12 protein-coding genes are annotated in these 16,023 nt (G+C 74.3%); 9 read left to right on the forward strand and 3 right to left on the reverse strand.

Annotation, left to right across the window (positions count from 1 at the left end; genetic code table 11):
- The first annotated feature begins 1 nt into the window (after position 1).
- The 9 genes from ACYVP9_RS22150 (at position 2) to ACYVP9_RS22190 (ending at position 9,340) form a co-directional block, all read left to right on the forward strand.
- Positions 2-823 carry an MlaE family ABC transporter permease gene (locus ACYVP9_RS22150; RefSeq protein WP_460607146.1) on the forward strand — a complete coding sequence of 274 codons (822 nt, stop codon included), beginning with the start codon at positions 2-4 and terminating at the stop codon, positions 821-823.
- Entirely contained in the window at positions 820-2,091 is a 1,272-nt protein-coding gene (locus tag ACYVP9_RS22155) for an MCE family protein (RefSeq protein ID WP_460607147.1), read from the forward strand. Before ACYVP9_RS22150 ends, ACYVP9_RS22155 begins: the two co-directional genes overlap by 4 nt.
- The gene (locus tag ACYVP9_RS22160) at positions 2,088-3,206 is read left to right on the forward strand and encodes an Mce/MlaD family protein (protein WP_460607148.1); all 1,119 of its coding nucleotides are present in this window, start codon (positions 2,088-2,090) and stop codon (positions 3,204-3,206) included. The genes ACYVP9_RS22155 and ACYVP9_RS22160 overlap by 4 nt, the downstream gene beginning before the upstream one ends.
- On the forward strand, positions 3,203-4,213 hold the full coding sequence (locus tag ACYVP9_RS22165; protein ID WP_460607149.1) for an Mce/MlaD family protein: 1,011 nt from the start codon (positions 3,203-3,205) through the stop codon (positions 4,211-4,213). Before ACYVP9_RS22160 ends, ACYVP9_RS22165 begins: the two co-directional genes overlap by 4 nt.
- A 1-nt stretch (position 4,214) precedes the next feature.
- Positions 4,215-5,372, forward strand: coding sequence for an Mce/MlaD family protein (locus ACYVP9_RS22170; RefSeq protein ID WP_460607150.1), 1,158 nt, complete (start codon positions 4,215-4,217; stop codon positions 5,370-5,372).
- On the forward strand, positions 5,369-6,754 hold the full coding sequence (locus ACYVP9_RS22175; protein ID WP_460607151.1) for an MCE family protein: 1,386 nt from the start codon (positions 5,369-5,371) through the stop codon (positions 6,752-6,754). The genes ACYVP9_RS22170 and ACYVP9_RS22175 overlap by 4 nt, the downstream gene beginning before the upstream one ends.
- Positions 6,754-7,860 (forward strand): MlaD family protein, encoded by a 1,107-nt coding sequence (locus tag ACYVP9_RS22180; RefSeq protein WP_460607152.1) that lies wholly within the window; start codon positions 6,754-6,756, stop codon positions 7,858-7,860. The genes ACYVP9_RS22175 and ACYVP9_RS22180 overlap by 1 nt, the downstream gene beginning before the upstream one ends.
- An 83-nt stretch (positions 7,861-7,943) precedes the next feature.
- Positions 7,944-8,810 carry a hypothetical protein gene (locus tag ACYVP9_RS22185; RefSeq protein WP_460607153.1) on the forward strand — a complete coding sequence of 289 codons (867 nt, stop codon included), beginning with the start codon at positions 7,944-7,946 and terminating at the stop codon, positions 8,808-8,810.
- A complete protein-coding gene (locus tag ACYVP9_RS22190) occupies positions 8,810-9,340 on the forward strand; it encodes a hypothetical protein (protein WP_460607154.1) in 531 nt (176 codons plus the stop codon). Before ACYVP9_RS22185 ends, ACYVP9_RS22190 begins: the two co-directional genes overlap by 1 nt.
- Here ACYVP9_RS22190 and ACYVP9_RS22195 read toward each other — a convergent pair.
- Genes ACYVP9_RS22195 through ACYVP9_RS22205 form a run of 3 tightly spaced genes read right to left on the reverse strand, consistent with a single transcriptional unit; the run spans position 9,327 to position 16,016 of the window.
- On the reverse strand, positions 9,327-12,590 hold the full coding sequence (locus ACYVP9_RS22195; protein ID WP_460607155.1) for a UvrD-helicase domain-containing protein: 3,264 nt from the start codon (positions 12,588-12,590) through the stop codon (positions 9,327-9,329). The genes ACYVP9_RS22190 and ACYVP9_RS22195 overlap by 14 nt on opposite strands.
- Positions 12,587-15,664, reverse strand: a complete 3,078-nt coding sequence (locus ACYVP9_RS22200) for an ATP-dependent helicase (RefSeq protein ID WP_460607156.1) — start codon at positions 15,662-15,664, stop codon at positions 12,587-12,589. The genes ACYVP9_RS22195 and ACYVP9_RS22200 overlap by 4 nt, the downstream gene beginning before the upstream one ends.
- A 46-nt stretch (positions 15,665-15,710) precedes the next feature.
- Positions 15,711-16,016: an MGMT family protein gene (locus tag ACYVP9_RS22205; RefSeq protein ID WP_460607157.1), complete on the reverse strand. Its 306-nt coding sequence runs from the start codon at positions 16,014-16,016 to the stop codon at positions 15,711-15,713.
- Between the last annotated feature and the right edge of the window lie 7 nt (positions 16,017-16,023).

Consider the following 16,023-nt stretch of genomic DNA (forward strand, 5'->3'; position numbering starts at 1 on the left):
GATGACGTCCTCGCCCCTGACCCGACCGATCGACGGACTGGCCGGTCTCGGTGCGCAGTTGCGCTTCCACGTGCGCGCCCTCGGCTACGTGCCGATCGCCGTGCTGCGCTACCCGCGCGAGATCGTCCGCCTGCTCGCCCAGGTGTCGTTCGGATCCGGTGCGCTGGCGGTCATCGGCGGGACGGTCGGCGTCATGGTCACGCTGAGCCTGTTCACCGGCGCGGTCGTCGGCCTGCAGGGCTACAGCGCACTCGATGCCATCGGCACCGCCCCGCTGACCGGCTTCGTCTCCGCCTACTTCAACACGCGCGAGATCGCGCCGCTCGTCGCAGCCCTCGCACTCGCGGCCACCGTCGGGTGCGGGTTCACCGCCCAGCTCGGCTCGATGCGCATCTCGGAGGAGATCGACGCCCTCGAGGTCATGGCGGTGCGCAGCGTGCCCTACCTGGTGACGTGCCGCGTGATCGCCGGCTTCGTCGCCGTCGTCCCGCTGTACGTCGTCGGCCTGCTGGTCTCCTACCTCGGCAGCCGCGTCGTGACGGTCTACTTCTACGGGCAGTCGGCCGGCACGTACGACCACTACTTCTTCCTGTTCCTGCCGCCGGGCGACATCCTGCTGTCCTTCCTCAAGGTGCTCGTCTTCTCGGTCCTCGTCGTGCTCGTGCACTGCTACTACGGCTTCACCGCGTCCGGCGGACCGGCCGGGGTCGGGCACGCTGTCGGTCGGGCGGTGCGGCTGTCGATCGTGGGCGTCAGCCTGCTCGACTTCTTCCTCTCGCTGGCCATCTGGGGCTCGACCACCACCGTGCAGGTGGCCGGATGAGCCGCCGCGGGCGCGACGCCCTCATCGGGCTGGTGTACGTCGTCGTCATCGCGGCGCTGGTCGCACTGTCGGTCGCGATCTACCAGAAGCGGTTCACCACCTTCGTCGACGTCACGGCCCGCACCGGGGCGGTCGGCAACGCGTTGCGCGAGGGCAGCGAGGTCAAGGTGCGCGGCGTGACCGTCGGCCAGGTCGGCGACGTCACCACCGACGGACGCGGCGCCCTTGTGCAGCTGCGACTCGACCCGGACGACGTCCGCGGACTGCCGGCGAACCTGACGGTGCAGCTGCTGCCCAAGACGCTGTTCGGCGAGCGCTACGTCGCCCTCGTGCTGCCGGCCGAGCGGCGCGGACGGCTGCGCGACGGCGACGTGCTGCGGCAGGACACCGCACCGCACGCCGTCGAGCTGCAGCGGCTGTTCGCCGACCTGCTGCCGGTTCTGCGGGCCGTGCAGCCCGAGAAGCTGGCCGCCACCCTCGGCGAGGTCGCCGCCGCCCTGCGCGACCGCGGCACCGAGCTCGGTGACACGCTGCAGCTCGTCGGCCGCTACCTGCAACGGCTCGCGCCCGACGTCCCCCGCCTGACCGACGACCTCCAGCGGCTCGCGTCCGTCGCCGACACCTACCGTGCGGCGGCGCCGGACCTGCTGCAGGGACTCGGAGCGCTGACCACCACCACCCGCACCCTCGTGCGCCAGCGGCAGGACTTCGAGGACGTGCTCGCCTCCCTCACCCGCACCGGCACCACGTTCGGCGAGTTCGGCGACACCAACGAACGGTCGATCATCGGTCTGGCCCGCGACGCGCGCGCCCCGCTCGCCCTCACCCGGCGCTACGCGAGCGAGTTCCCCTGCCTGAGCCGCGCGCTCGTCGCGTACATCCCGCGCGCCGACAAGGCCTTCGGCGCCGGGACGCGCCGTCCCGGCGCCCGGCTCACGCTCACCGTGGTGCCGCCGCGCACGCCCTACCGCGCCGGGCAGACACCACGCTTCGACGCCGCGGACGGGCCGCAGTGCCCGTACGTGCCGGCCACCTCGCTGGCGAGCACCGCGCTCGCCGACCTGCCGGGCGTGCCCGGCGCCGACACCGCCACCACCCGGGTGCGACCCCAGGTCGCGGGCATGGGCAGCCCGAACTCGCCCCAGGAGAACCGGTTGATCGGCGAGCTGCTCGCGGCGCGCACCGGCCTGAGCCCCGCGCAGGTCCCGGCGTGGAGCAGTCTGCTGCTCGGGCCGGCCCTGCGCGGCACGGAGGTGACCGTGCGATGAAGAGCCTCACCGGCCCGATCGTCAAGAGCCTGGTCTTCGTGGCCGTCACCGTCTTCGCGACCACCGTCCTCGGGCTCACCATCGCCAACGGGTCCAGCGGCGGCGGCGCCACGTACCGGGCCGTGTTCGGCGACGCGACCAACGTCAACCCCGGCGACGACGTCCGCATGGCCGGTGTCCGAATCGGGCAGGTCGACTCCGTCCGCGTCGAGGACCGGCGCAGCGCGCTCGTGACGTTCTCGCTGCCCGACGACCGCAGGCTCACGCGCACCGTCACCGCCGCCCTGCGCTACCGCAACCTCATCGGCCAGCGGTACCTCGCGCTCGACCAGGGCACCGGGTCGCTCGACGACCCGCTCCCGGCGGGTTCGACCATCCCGCGCTCGCGCACCCAGGACGCCCTCGACCTCACCGTCCTGTTCAACGGGTTCCAGCCGCTGTTCCGGGCCCTCGACGCGAAGCAGATCAACCTGCTGTCGGGCGCGATCATCGCGGTGTTCCAGGGCGAGGGCCCCACCATCGAGAACCTGCTCGACGAGGCCGGCCGCCTGACCGGCACCCTCGCCGACAAGGACGCCGTCATCGGCAAGGTGGTCACGAACCTCAACGCCGTGCTCGACGTCGTCAACGGACGGGGCAACCGGCTGTCGACCCTGGTGGTCTCGCTGCAGAAGCTGGTGTCCGGCCTCGCCGCCGATCGCACGACGATCGGTTCCGCGCTCACCGGCATCTCGGGGTTGACGACCAGCGTGGCCGGTCTGCTGCGGCAGGGACGGGCCCCGCTGAAGGCGTCCATCGACCGGTTGGGGGCGCTCTCGCGCAACCTCGCGGGGTCGTCCGGTGCGTTGAACTCGTTCCTGCAGCGACTGCCCGGCAAGCTGACCACGATCGGACGGATCGCGTCCTACGGATCGTGGCTGAATACCTACCTCTGCTCGGTGGGCGGGCGCATCCCCGTGCCGATCGAGAACGGCACGCCGACCTACGGGAAGGTCCCGACGAAGCAGTACCCGGCACCGCCGGGCGTCGGCCCGTACCCGACGATCGCGATCGGACCGCCGAACCCGACGGGCCACGTGGGCGCGGACGTGACCACGGCGAGGTGCGGCGCGTGAAGGCGTTCAGCGACCGGAACCCGATCGCCATCGCGGTCGGCGGCATCACCGTGACGGTGCTGCTGCTCGTGGCGGCGTTCTTCTACGACGACCTGCCGTTGGTGGGCGACGGCGGCACGAGCTACGCGGCGAACTTCGGCGACGCGAGCAACCTGAAACCCGGCGACGACGTCCGCATCGCCGGGGTCCGGGTCGGCGAGGTCGACTCCGTCGGGCTCGTGCGGGCGCACGTGCGCGTCGAGTTCACCGTCGAGGACGCGTGGGTGGGCGACCGCAGCTCGGCCAACATCAAGATCCGCACCCTGTTGGGGCAGGAGTACCTCGAGATCGTCCCCGAGGGCGAGCACGCCCTGGCCGAGGACGGGCTCATCCCCGAGGCGCGGACGCGCACCCCGCTCGACGTCGCCGACGCGCTGGGCGGCCTGTCCGATCGCGCGGGCGCGATCGACACCACCCAACTGGCCCGCAGCTTCGACGTCCTGTCCGAGACGTTCCGCAACACCCCGGCGGCGGCGCGTACCGCACTGCAGGGTCTGTCGCGGTTGTCCGACACGATCGCGAAACGCGACGGCGCCCTGAAGCAGCTGGCGGCGAACACGAACGCGGTCACCCGCTCGCTCGCCCAGAGCGACGCGAGCGTCGACGCGCTCATCCGCGACGGCAACCTGCTGCTGCAGGAACTGAATGCGCGCAGCGAGGCGATCACCGGCCTGCTCGACGGCACGCGGCAGCTCGCCGTCCAGCTGCGCGGACTGGTACGCGACAACGAGGCGTCGATCGGGCCGGCGTTGACGCAGCTGTCCAGGGTCACGGAGGTATTGGCGCGCAACCGCGCAAACCTCACCGCGGCATTGCGGCGCATCGGTCCCTACTACGCGCTGCTCGCGGACGCCACGGGCAGCGGCCCCTGGGTCGACGTCTACATCTGCGGGCTGTTCGCGGCCGACGGCGACCCGCAGGTGAACGCGAACGCCCGCCGCAACTGCCGTCCGCAGGCCGGGAGGTGACATGAGCGACGAGTCCGCTCCCCCGCGTCCGCACCTGCGCCGGCGCAGCGCCGTGCTCGGTGTCGTGGTCGCCGTCGTCCTCGCCACCGCCGCGGGTCTGTGGTGGTGGCGTGAGCACCGCACCGGCATCGCGTTCACCGCCCGCTTCAGCGCAGCCGTCGGCGTGTACGCCGGGTCCGACGTCCGCGTCCTCGGCGTCCCCGTCGGCGAGGTCGACTCCGTGGTCCCCCACCCCACGTACGTCTCCGTCGCGATGCACCTCGACCCCGGCGTCCGCGTGCGTGCCGACACGTACGCCGTCGTGATCGCTCCCAACCTGGTCAGCGACCGCTTCGTGCAGCTGACCGGGGCGTGGGCGTCGCCGGCCTCGGGCCCGACGCTGCGCGACGGTGCGGTCATCGGCCCGGCGCGCACGCGCACGCCGGTCGAACTCGACGAGCTCAACCGCAACCTGACCCGGCTGGCCACCGCGCTGGGCCCGGACGGCGCCAACAGCGGCGGGGCGCTCTCGCGGCTGTTGCGCACGGGCGCGGCGAACCTCGACGGCACCGGGCGCACGCTGAACGCGACGATCCGGCGGCTCGCCCGGTCGGGACGCACGCTCGACAGCGCGAAGGACGACATCTTCGCCACCGTCGAGCAGCTCGCGACGTTCACGAGCACACTGCGCCGCCGCAACGACGAGCTCGCGAGCGCCAACCGCACGTTCGCGAGCGTGAGCGGCACCCTGGCGGACGACCGGCAGTCGTTCGCCCTCGCCATCCGCGAACTCGGCACCGCCCTCGGTCTCGTGCAGCGGTTCGTGCGCGACAACCGCGCCGCGCTGTCGACGAACGTCGACCGGCTGGCGGGCGTCGCCCGCGCGCTCGGCGAGCAGCGGACGTCCCTGGCGAAGGCGCTGCGGTCGGCGCCGGTGCTGGTGCAGAACTTCCTCGCCGCCTACGACGGCGACGGCAACCTGCTGCGCGGCCGCGCCAACCTCAACGAGCTGACGGTGTGGGCGCGCGGCGGCGCGGCGGCCCCGTCGACGGCGGCGCCGTCGTCGGCGGCAACCGCCCGGTCCGGGGCGCCCGCGGTGTCGGGCTCGCCGGGGGTGTCCGTGCCGGGCGGGCCGCCCCTGCTGCTGCCGCGCGCGAACGCGACGCAGGTGTCGCGGTGAGGCGGGGCGTGCTCGCGGCGGCCCTGGCCGCCGTCACGACGCTGTCGGGCTGCGGCCTCGGCGACGGCCTGTACGACGCGCCGCTGCCCGGCGGCGCCGACCTCGGCGACCACCCGTACACGGTGGTCGCGCAGTTCCGCAACGCACTCGACCTCGTCCCCCAGGCCGGCGTGAAGGTCGACGACGTCGCGGTCGGACGCATCTCGAAGATCACCCTCGATCGCAGCGGGCGTGTCGCCGACGTCAGCGTCGAGCTCAACGGCGACGTGAAGTTGCCCGCCAACGCACAGGCGTCGATCCAGCAGACCAGCCTGCTCGGCGAGAAGTACGTCGCCCTGTCACCTCCGCTCGGCGTCGAGTCACGCGGACGGCTGCGCGACGGCGACGTCATCGGCGTCGCGCGCACCAGCAACGGCGTCGAGGTCGAACAGGTGCTGGGTGCGCTGTCGATGCTGCTCAACGGTGGCGGCGTCGGACAGCTCGACGACATCACGCGCGAACTGAACGCGGTCACGACCGGGCGCACCGGCGACGTCCGCTCGTTCATCGACGGCGTGCAGAAGGTCGTGGGCACGCTCGACGCGCGGCGCGGGGCGATCACGAAGGCGCTCGATTCGCTGGCCACCCTCGCCGGCGCACTGCGTGACCAGAACGCCGACATCCGGCGCGTGCTGACGTCGCTCGCGCCCGGCATCGACGTCATCTCCGGCCAGCGCGACCAGTTCGTCGCCGCGCTCGCCGCACTGAACCGGTTGTCCACCGTCGCCGTCCGCACGCTCGACGCGAGCAAGGACGACATCGTGGCCGACCTGACGTCGCTCGCGCCGGTGCTGCGGCAGCTCGCCGCGGCCGGCGACGCGCTGCCCAAGTCGCTGCAGGTGCTGTTCACCTACCCCTTCAGCGACGGCGCGCTGGCGGGCATCAAGGGCGACTACCTGAACGGGTACGTCACCGCGCAGCTGCGCACACCGGGCGGGTCGGTGTACCGGCCGCTCACCGGTGACGCCGACACCCGCGGCACGGGGACGCGGCGCGCGGCGTCCCGGTTGCCGGCGTCCGGACCGCCGACGGTCCCCACGCCGTCGGGGCTGCTGCCCGCCACCAGCTCGGCGGGCACGGGACTGCCCGGCACGCTCACCCTGAGCCCGTCGTCGTCCTCACCCGGGTCTCCGTCGCCGTCCGGGTCGCCGTCCGGGTCGCCGTCCGGGTCCTTGTCCGGGTCCTCGTCGGGGTCCTCGTCCGGGTCCCCGTCCGGGTCCTCGTCCGGGTCCCCGTCCGGGTCCCCGTCCGGGTCGTCGTCACAGACCGGGTCGGCGAACGGGTCGACGAGCGGGGCGTCGTCCTCGGGGTCCGGCTCTCCGTCCTCGCCGGGAGGCCGCTGATGCTGACACGGACGACCCGGTTCCAGGTCGTGGCCTTCGTGGTGATCGCGCTGCTCGGCATCGGTTACCTCGGGGTGCGCTATGTGGGCGTCGCGCGCTGGATCGGCGCGGAGGGCTACACGGTGCGTGTCGACCTCGCCCGCGCCGGCGGCATCTTCCCGAACGCCGAGGTCACGTACCGCGGCGTGTCCGTCGGCCGCGTCTCGGACGTGCGCCTGACCCGCGACGGGGTGCAGGCGATCGCCGAGATCGACACGGACGAGCCCATCCCCGACGACGTCGAGGCGGTCGTCGCGAACCGGTCGGTGATCGGCGAGCAGTACCTCGACCTCCGGCCGCGCCGCGGCGGCGGACCGTCGCTGAAGGACGGCAGCGTCATCGCCCAGCGCGACACCGCGCTACCGCCCCCGGTCGAGGACCTCCTGCTGAGCGCCGACCGGTTCGCCCGCTCGGTGCCGATCGGGTCGCTGCAGACGGTCGTGAACGAGCTCTACCTCGCCACCCAGGACGTGGGCACCGACCTGGGCTCTCTGATCACCACGACGAAGAGCTTCGTCGGACGGGCGCAGCAGTCGCTCCCGCAGACCCTCGACCTGATCCGTTCCTCGCGCACGGTGCTGGCCACGCAGCAGAACACGTCCGACGCCATCCGCGCGTTCAGCGCGAACCTGCGGCTGATCGGCGCGCAGCTGCGGGCCAGCGACGGGGACATCGGCCGTGTGCTGGCCGCGGCGCCGCCCGCGCTCACCACTGCGAACGACCTGCTCGACGACGTCAGCACACCGCTGCGGACGATCCTGTCGAACCTCTTCACCTCGTCGCAGGTGTTCTTCGCAAATAGAGCAGGATTGCGCGAATTGCTCGTGAAACTGCCCGTCGCCGTCACCGCCGGCGGAGCACTCGTCACGCCGAACGGCATCAACGTCGGGCTCGTGCCGACGTTCTTCGACCCGCTGCCGTGCACGAGCGGATACGGCGGCACGGCCGTCCGCAGCGGTCTCGACACCGCCGGCGACCCGCCGCTCAATCTGGACGCCGGGTGCGCCGCCGCCCCCGGTTCCGGTACCGACGTGCGCGGCAGCCGCAACGCCCCGGGGTCGAGGTGACCGGCGACCCCGGCCCTCGGCCGGGCGCGCCCGCGGACACCGACACCGGCACGCACCCCGACACCGAGAGCAGAGAGACCGCGATGACCTCCTCGACCTCGTCGACCTCCTCGACCTCGTCGACCTCCGAGCCCGACGCCGGGCGCGATCGGACGATGGCCGGGGCCACCCTGCGCGCCCTGCGGGCGGCGGGGCGCGCCCCCGCTGCATCCGACACGTCCCAGGCTGCCGACGCACCGGCGTCCGGCGCGACGCGCCGGATCGACAGCGACGACACGGATCTCGACGCTGCCGTCACCGAGGACACCGACGACACCACCGACGACACCGTCACCGCCGACGACGACACCACCAGCACCACCCACGACACCGCCGCTGACGACGACACGACCGACACCGACACCGACCCCGAGCCCGACGACGACGCGGCGCCGCAGCGCCGCGCCCGCCCGGGAGCGGCGGTGGTCGCGGCGAGCGTCGCGGCGGCGCTGGCGGTGGCGTTCGCGGTGGTGAGCGGCGTGATCTGGTGGCGCGCCGACCACGACCGGCAGCGCGCGTTCGCGCACGCGCGCGACGAGGTGGCGACCGACGCGCGACTGGCGGTGGCGACGGTGAACACGTCCGACTGGCAGCACCCGGACGCGGCGATGCGCAACTGGCTCGACGTGTCGACCGGCTCGTTGCACGACGAGTTCTCCGACTCGCGGGCCGCGGCGGTGAAACTGCTCGCCCAGGCCCGCACCACGACCAGCGCGACCGTGCTCGACGCCGCCGTCCGGTCGCTGGACACCACGAAGGGGACGGCCACGGTGATCGCCTCGGTCAACGTGAAGAAGCAACCCGCCCGGGGTGCCGCGACGACGACGCGCAACCGGTTCCAGGCGACGATGACGAAGGTCGGCGACGAGTGGAAACTGTCGGGACTGACGATCGTGGCGGTGCAGTTCTGATGGCGGTCACCACGACGGTTCCCCGGCGCCGCACCGCTCTCGTCGCGGCCCTGGCCGCCGTCACCCTCGTGTGCGTGACGCTCGGGACCGTGCTGCTCGTGCGGGCACACTCGCTCTCGGACGACCCCGCGACGGCCAACCGGGCGCTGCTCGACCGCACGACGACCGGCGAGGCCGTCGGACAGGTGAGCACGGCGTTGAACCAGATGCTCAGCTACGACTACCGCAAGCCCGAGGTGGCGCAGGCCGCGGCGCGGCGCTGGCTGGTCGGTGACGCGCCCGCGCAGTACACGCTGCTGTTCCGGCAGCTGCAGCAGCTGGCCCCGAACCAGAAGCTGACGCTGGTGGCGCGGGTGACCTCGGCGGGTGTCGTCGAGCTGCACGGGCGTACCGCGCGGCTGCTCGTGTTCCTCGACCAGCAGAGCACCCGCGCCACTGACGGGCAGAGCTCGGTGTCGGCCGCCCAGGTGCAGATCACCGCCGTGCACCGTGCTGCGGGCTGGCGGATCAGCGAGCTCAAGCCCCTCTGACCGCGGGCTGCTCGCCGGCGAGCAGCGCGCGCAGGCCGTCGGCGTCGAGCAACGGCTGCGGTTCGACGGTCTCGTCGGTGCGCACGTAGTGGAACGCCGCGCGGACGCGGTGCAGGTGCGCGTCGGGCAGGCCGACGAGCCGCGCCCACGCCAGGCGGTAGGCGGCCAGCTGCACCGCGGCGGCCGCGGCCGCCGCGCCGGCCGGGCGTGCGCCGGTCTTCCAGTCGACGACGAACCACCCGCCGTCCGGCTCGGCGAACACGGCGTCCATGCGCCCGCGCACGACGCGCCCGTCGATGGTCATCTCGAACGGCACCTCGACCTGGTGCGGGGTGCGGTGCGACCACGCGCCGGCCTCGAACGCGGCCTGCAGCTCGGCCAGACCGGGCGCCTCGCCGGCACCGTCGTCGGCGGCGCCGGGCAGCTCGTCGACGTCGAGCAGCGTGGGCATCGACCATCGACGCTCGAGCCACTCGTGGAACGCGGTGCCACGGCGCGCCCACGGCGCGGGCGGCGACGGCAACGGGCGGTGCAGCCGGCGGGCGAGCACGTCCGGCGAGCGGTCGAGCTCGACCAGCTGCGACACCGACAACCGCCCGGGCAGGGGGACGTCGATGGTGGCGCCCCGGCGCTGCCGCTCGCGCTCGGCGAGCAGCACGTCGACGTCGTCGCGCCACTGGGCCGCGCGGGTACCGGGTTCGGGCGCGCCGCCGGCCGCGACCTTGCCGAGGTCCGCCAGGCCGGGGAGCACCGCCGCCGCCGCGCGCACCAGGGCGGCACCCGCCTCGACCGCGGCGCGGCGGTCGTCGCTGACCCCGGGCAGGGCGCCCAAGGGGTCGGCCGGCCAGGTGGCGGTGACGGGTTGGGCGGTGCGGGGATTGACCGCGTCCTCCTCGGGCACGAACCACTCGTCGGGCTCGACGTGCCCACGCAGGGTCTCGAGGTAGGGCGACGGCGTACGCGGCTTCTTGGTCGTGTCCCAGGCGTATCCGCTCGCCAGCAGGGTCGACCGGGCGCGGGTGAGCGCGACGTACGCCAGGCGCCGTTCCTCGTCGCGGTGCCGGTCGTGGACGGCCTGCTCGTGCGTCTTGAGCGCGGTGCCGATCTCGACGCGCGTGGTCGCCTCGCGCAGGTCGAGGGCGGGCAGGTCGTCGCGGTCGCCCCGCAGGGGCGCGGGCAGCTCGTGGCGCGCCTTCGTCCAGTTGATGCCGGTGGGCCTGCCCGGGAAGACGTCGTCGACGAGACCCGGAACGGCCACGACGTCCCACTCGAGTCCCTTCGCGCCGTGCACCGTCAGCAGCTGCACCCGTTCGGCCGCGACGACCACCTCGCCGGCCTCGAGGCCGTTCTCCTCGTCCTCGGCCGCCTCGAGGTAGGCGAGGAACGCACCCAGGCTCGGGTCGCCGGCCTCGGCGGCGAAACCGGCGGCGACGTCGAGGAACCGGTCGAGATGCACGCGGCCCACCTGCGCGTGGTCGGGGCGGGCCTCGACCTCGACGCCCACTCCGATGGCGTGCTCGACCTCGGCCACGAGTTCGGCCAGCGGCGCCTGCAGCCGTCGCCGCAGCCGGGCCAGCTCCCCGCCCAGGCGGCGCAGCCGCCGGTACCCGGTGTCGGAGAAGCGCTCGCGAGGCCCGAGGTCGTCGAGCGCCTCGACCAGGCTCAACGGCTCGACGACCGGTTCGGCGGCAGGCGCGTCGGCAGGCGCGTCGGCAGGCGCGTCGACACGGACGATGTCGGCGGCGCGGTCGCGCAGCACGGCGAGGTCGCGCGGGCCGATGCGCCACCGTGCCCCGGTGAGCAGGCGCATCAGCGCCGCGCTGCCACCGGCCTGACTGCCCTCGCCCAGCACGCGCAGCGTGGCGACGACGTCGACCACCTCGGGGGTGGTGAGCAGGCCGCCCAGCCCGACGATCTCGACGGGCAACCCCGCCTCGTGCAGCGCATCGGCGAGCACCGGCATCTGGCTGCGGCGGCGCACGAGCACCGCGGCGGTGCGCTGTCCGGTGGGCAGGCCGTCCCAGGCGGCCTCGATCTGCGCGGCGACCCAGCGGGCCTCCTCGTCGACGGTCTCGGTGAAGGTGACGGCGACGTGCCCCCGGCCGCTGCCGGCGTGCGGCTGCAGCGGCACCGTGACCCGGCTGGTGCGCAACGGCGCGGCGACGTCGTTGGCGGCAGCGAGGATCGCCCGGCCGTTGCGGAAGCTCGTGGCCAACGGGTAGACGGTGGCGGGCTCGCCGTCCGCCCGCCGGAAGGTGACGTCGAACGCGCCCATGTTGCCGGCGCTGGCCCCCCGCCAGCCGTAGATCGACTGGAACGGGTCCCCCACCGCGGTCACCGGGTGGCCCGCCCCGAACAGGCCGCGCAGCATGACGATCTGGGCGTGGCCGGTGTCCTGGTACTCGTCGAGCAGCACCGCCCGGAACCGGGCACGTTCGGCGGCGGCGACCTCGGGCAGCCCCGCGAGCTCGGCCGCGATGCGGGTCTGGTCGCCGAAGTCGACGGCGCCGAGCTGTTCCTTGGCCTCCTGGAACCGGCGGACGATCGGGACCAGCGCCTGCCGCTGACCCATGGCCTTGACGTAACCCGTGGTGGACGACGGCACGTCGCTGCGCGCGCCCTTGCCGATGGGCAGCGCGAAGAAACGCGCGAGGGCGTCGTCGCAGAACGCGCCGACGGTGTCCGCGTCGGTGAGGTGGTCGGCGAACTGCCCGGCCATCGCGATGACCCAGTGCACCAGCGACGAGACGGCCTTGAAGTCGGGCAGCGGGCCCTCCCAGTGCCGCACGACCCGGTCGGACACCTGCCACAGCAGCGCGGGCGACAGCAACCGGGCGTCGGGCTCGCGGCCCACGCGCAGCGCCTGCTCGGACACGAGCCGGCCGGCGTACGCGGCGTAGGTCGACACCGTCGGCTCGAAGGACTGCAGCATCGCCAGGTGCTCGGTGTCGCCGGGCAGGTCGTGCTCGACCACCCGCCGCCACTGCGCGAGCCGCCGCCGGATGCGCAGTCCGAGCTCGGCGGCGGCCTTGCGGGTGAACGTCAGCCCCAGCACCTCGTCCGGACGGACGTGCCGGTTGGCCACCAGCCAGACCACCCGGCCGGCCATGGTCTCGGTCTTGCCCGACCCCGCCCCGGCGACGACGGCGGCAGGCTCGAGCCCCGACTCGATGACCGCACGCTGCTCGTCGGTGGGCGGGGGCTGGCCGAGCAGGCGGGCCAGCTCGGGCGCGGAGACGGTGGCGGTCACGGCACCTGCCGTCCGCTCGGCTGCAACGGGCAGCACGTGCGCACGACGCACAGCTGGCAGCGGTCGTTCTGGATCGCCGTGAACTCGAACCCGCGCATGCGGGACGCGACGTGGTCGACCTGCTCGCGCGCCCAGCCGGGGTCGTCGGCGTCGGCGAGCGGCGGCTGGGTCTGGGTGACCGCGCCGGAGGCGCCGAGCTGGACGAGCTCGCCACCGCCCGGGTCGGTGCCCTCGCCGGCGAAACCGCCGTGGGCGATGGCCAGCTGGTAGGCCCCGAGCTGCGGGTGCCGGTCGAGGTCCTTCGCCTTCGTGCTGCCGGTCTTGAGGTCGACGACGACGAGCCGGCCCTGCTGGTCGCGTTCGAGTCGGTCGACGCGGCCGGAGATGACGGCGTCGCCGACCTGGGCGGAGAACTCCCGTTCGGACGCCACGTGCTCGAGCCGCCGGCGGCTCTCGCGCAACCAGTCGACGAGCCGTCGCAGCATCTCGCTCGCCCGGACCCGCTGGTTGTCGGAGAGCCACGCGGCGCCGAAGTCGATCTCGTGCCACCGCGCGTCGAGCCGGGCCTCGAACTCCTGCAGGGTCTGGTCGGGATCGGCGGTGGCGGCGAGATCGTGCACGAGGGTGCCGAGGTCGGCGGCGGCGCTCTCGCCGCCGGTGACGCCCAGGCCGAGCAGCAGGGTGCGCAGCTCGCAGGTGAGGAACTGCTCGATGCGCGACGGGCCCACCCGCACCGGACGGTCGGGGTCGGCCGCGCCCGCCTCGGTGCTCAGCGGCGCCAGGCCCCACCACTCGTCCGGGTCGGCGCCGGGCACCCCGCCGGCCGCGAGCCTGGACAGTTGCGCCGCGGCCGCCCGGCGGTCGGCGTCGGCCGCGGCGGCATCGCACACCACCGCCCGCAGTTCGGACACCAGCCCCGGCAGGTGCACGCCCAGCTTGGGCGGTTGGGCCGCGCGGGTGCCGTCGGTCGGGTCGAGCTCGTCGAGCAGGCGCGAGGGTTGCTCCTCGTCGCCCGCGACCGCGGTGACGACCAGGCGGCGGCGGGCGCGGGTGGCGGCGACGTAGAACAGGCGGCGTTCCTCGGCGAGCTGGGGGGCCAGGGCGTCGGCGCCGGTGCTGGGGGTGATGTCGAGCTGCTGCACCGCGTCGACGAGCTGGTCGACCCCGAGCAGTGAGCCGCGGCGTCGCAGGTCGGGCCACCGGCCCTCCTGCACGCCGGCCACGCACACGAGATCCCACTCGAGGCCCTTGCTGGCGTGGGCGGTGAGCACGGCGACCGCCTCGGGCTCGTGCGCCCGGCCGGACGCGCCCGGACCCGGGATCTGCTGCGCGGCCACGTAGGCGGCGAACTCGCCGGCGCCCAGGTGGGGCAGGCGGTCGGTGAAGTCGGCGGCGGCGCGGAACAGCTCGACGACCGCGTCGAGGTCGCGGTCGGCCGCGGCGCCGGCAGCGCCGCCCGCCGCACTGGCGGCCTCCCAGCGTCGGGCCAGACCGGACGCGTCCCACAGCGCCCAGAGCAGCTGTTCGGTGGCCACGTTCTCGGCGACCGCCTCGGCGCCGGCCGCGAGCACCGCGGCCACCCGGGCGAGCGGACGGCGCACCTGGTCGTCGAGCGCCTCGATGCCGAGCCGGTCGCGCAGGGCGGGCACGAGGGCGCCGTTCTCCTCGGGCACGGTGCGCCGCAGCGTGCGGCGCACCCGGCGCAGGTAGAGGTCGTCGGCGCCGCCGATGGGCCCGGTGAGCAGCTGTTCGGCGAACTGCTCGTCGAGGGCGTGCGGGCGCAGGCTGAGCCCGATCAGCTGCAGCAGGACGGTGACCGCCGACTGGTCGGCCAGCGGCAGGTCGTCGCCGGCCACCGCGACGGGCACGCCCGCCGTGACCATCGCGCGGCGCAGCGTGCCGAGCGACGCGGTGGTCGACCGGACGAGCACGGCCATGCGCGACCACGGCACGCCCGCCAGGTGCGCGGCCCGCAGCTCGCCCGCGACGTAGGCGGCCTCCTCGCTCGCGCTGCGGAACACCGACACCTGCACCTCGCCCGGCGGCGTGCCGGGGGCGGGCACGATCGCGCGCTGCTCACGCCGCCCCGGCAACCGCGAGGCGACGCGGCGGGTGGCGGCGAGCAGCGTGGCACCGCTGCGGCGGCACTGCCGCAGCGCCACGACGGGGACGGGCCGGCCGTCGCCGAAGCGGGTGTCGACGTCGCGGATGGCGCTCGCGTCGGCGCCGCGGAACGCGTAGATCGACTGGTCGGGGTCGCCCACGAGGACGAGCTCGTCGCTGCCCGCGGACACCAACTGCAGCAGCTCGAGCTGCGCGGGGTCGGTGTCCTGGTACTCGTCGACGAACAGGTGGCGCCGCAGCTCCCGCTCGCCGGCCAGCAGGTCGGCGTCGTCGCGCAGCGCGTTGATGGCCGCCTGGATGAGCTCGGCCGGGTCGTAGCCGCCGGGGTCGCGCAGCACGGTGACGCCCTGGTACTCGGTGAGGAACGCCCCCGCAGCCACCCAGTCGGCACGGCGGTGCCGGCGCCCGAGCTCGGCGAGCGTGGGACCGTCGAGGCCCCGCTCGACCGCACGGGTGAGCAGGGCCCGCAGCTCGTCGGCGAACCCCAGCGTGCGCAGCGCCGGACGCAGCGACGCCGGCCAGCGTCCCGCGTCGCCGTCGGCGAGCAGGTCGCGGATGACGACGTCCTGCTCGGACGCCGTCAGCAGGCGCGGGGTCGGTTCGCGGCGGCGGACGGCGGCCATGCGCACGACGCCGAACGCGTAGGAGTGCAAGGTGCGGGCGACGGGCTCGCGCACGGTGCGCCCCAGCCTGGCCGCGACCCGGTCGCGCAACTCCTGGGCGGCGCGCCGGCTGAAGGTGAGCATGAGCATCGACTCGACGGGAACGCCGGCGTCGGCCCGGGCGACGACGGTCTCGACGAGCGTCGTGGTCTTGCCGGTGCCGGGGCCGGCCAGCACGAGCAGCGGACCGCCCGGGTGCTCGACCACCGCGCGCTGGGCGTCGTCGAGCACCGGCGGGTCGGCCGGGGGCCGGCTCGTCCGCACCAGGCGGTAGGCGGCGTCGCTCACCCGTCCATCGGATCACGGACGTCCGACAGTTCCGCGACGGGGACCGTCAGTCGTCGGGCACCCAGTGCGCCTGCTCGACGTCGACGATGCCGCGGCGCAACGCGGTGCCCTCGAGGATCCAGTGCTCCTGGGCATCGGGCATGAGATGGGACGGCAACGTGCCGTTCGCGCGCACGACCCGCCACCAGGCGACGGCCATCCCCTCGCGGGCCATGACCGACCCGACGCCGCGGGGGCCGCCGCGACCGACGACCTCGGCGATAGCGCCGTAGGTCATCACCCGGCCCGGCGGGATGCGCTCGACGACGTCGAGGACGGCCTCACCGAACTCGGTGAGGCCGTCCTCGCTCATGACGTCG

Source organism: Jatrophihabitans fulvus (assembly GCF_054781375.1).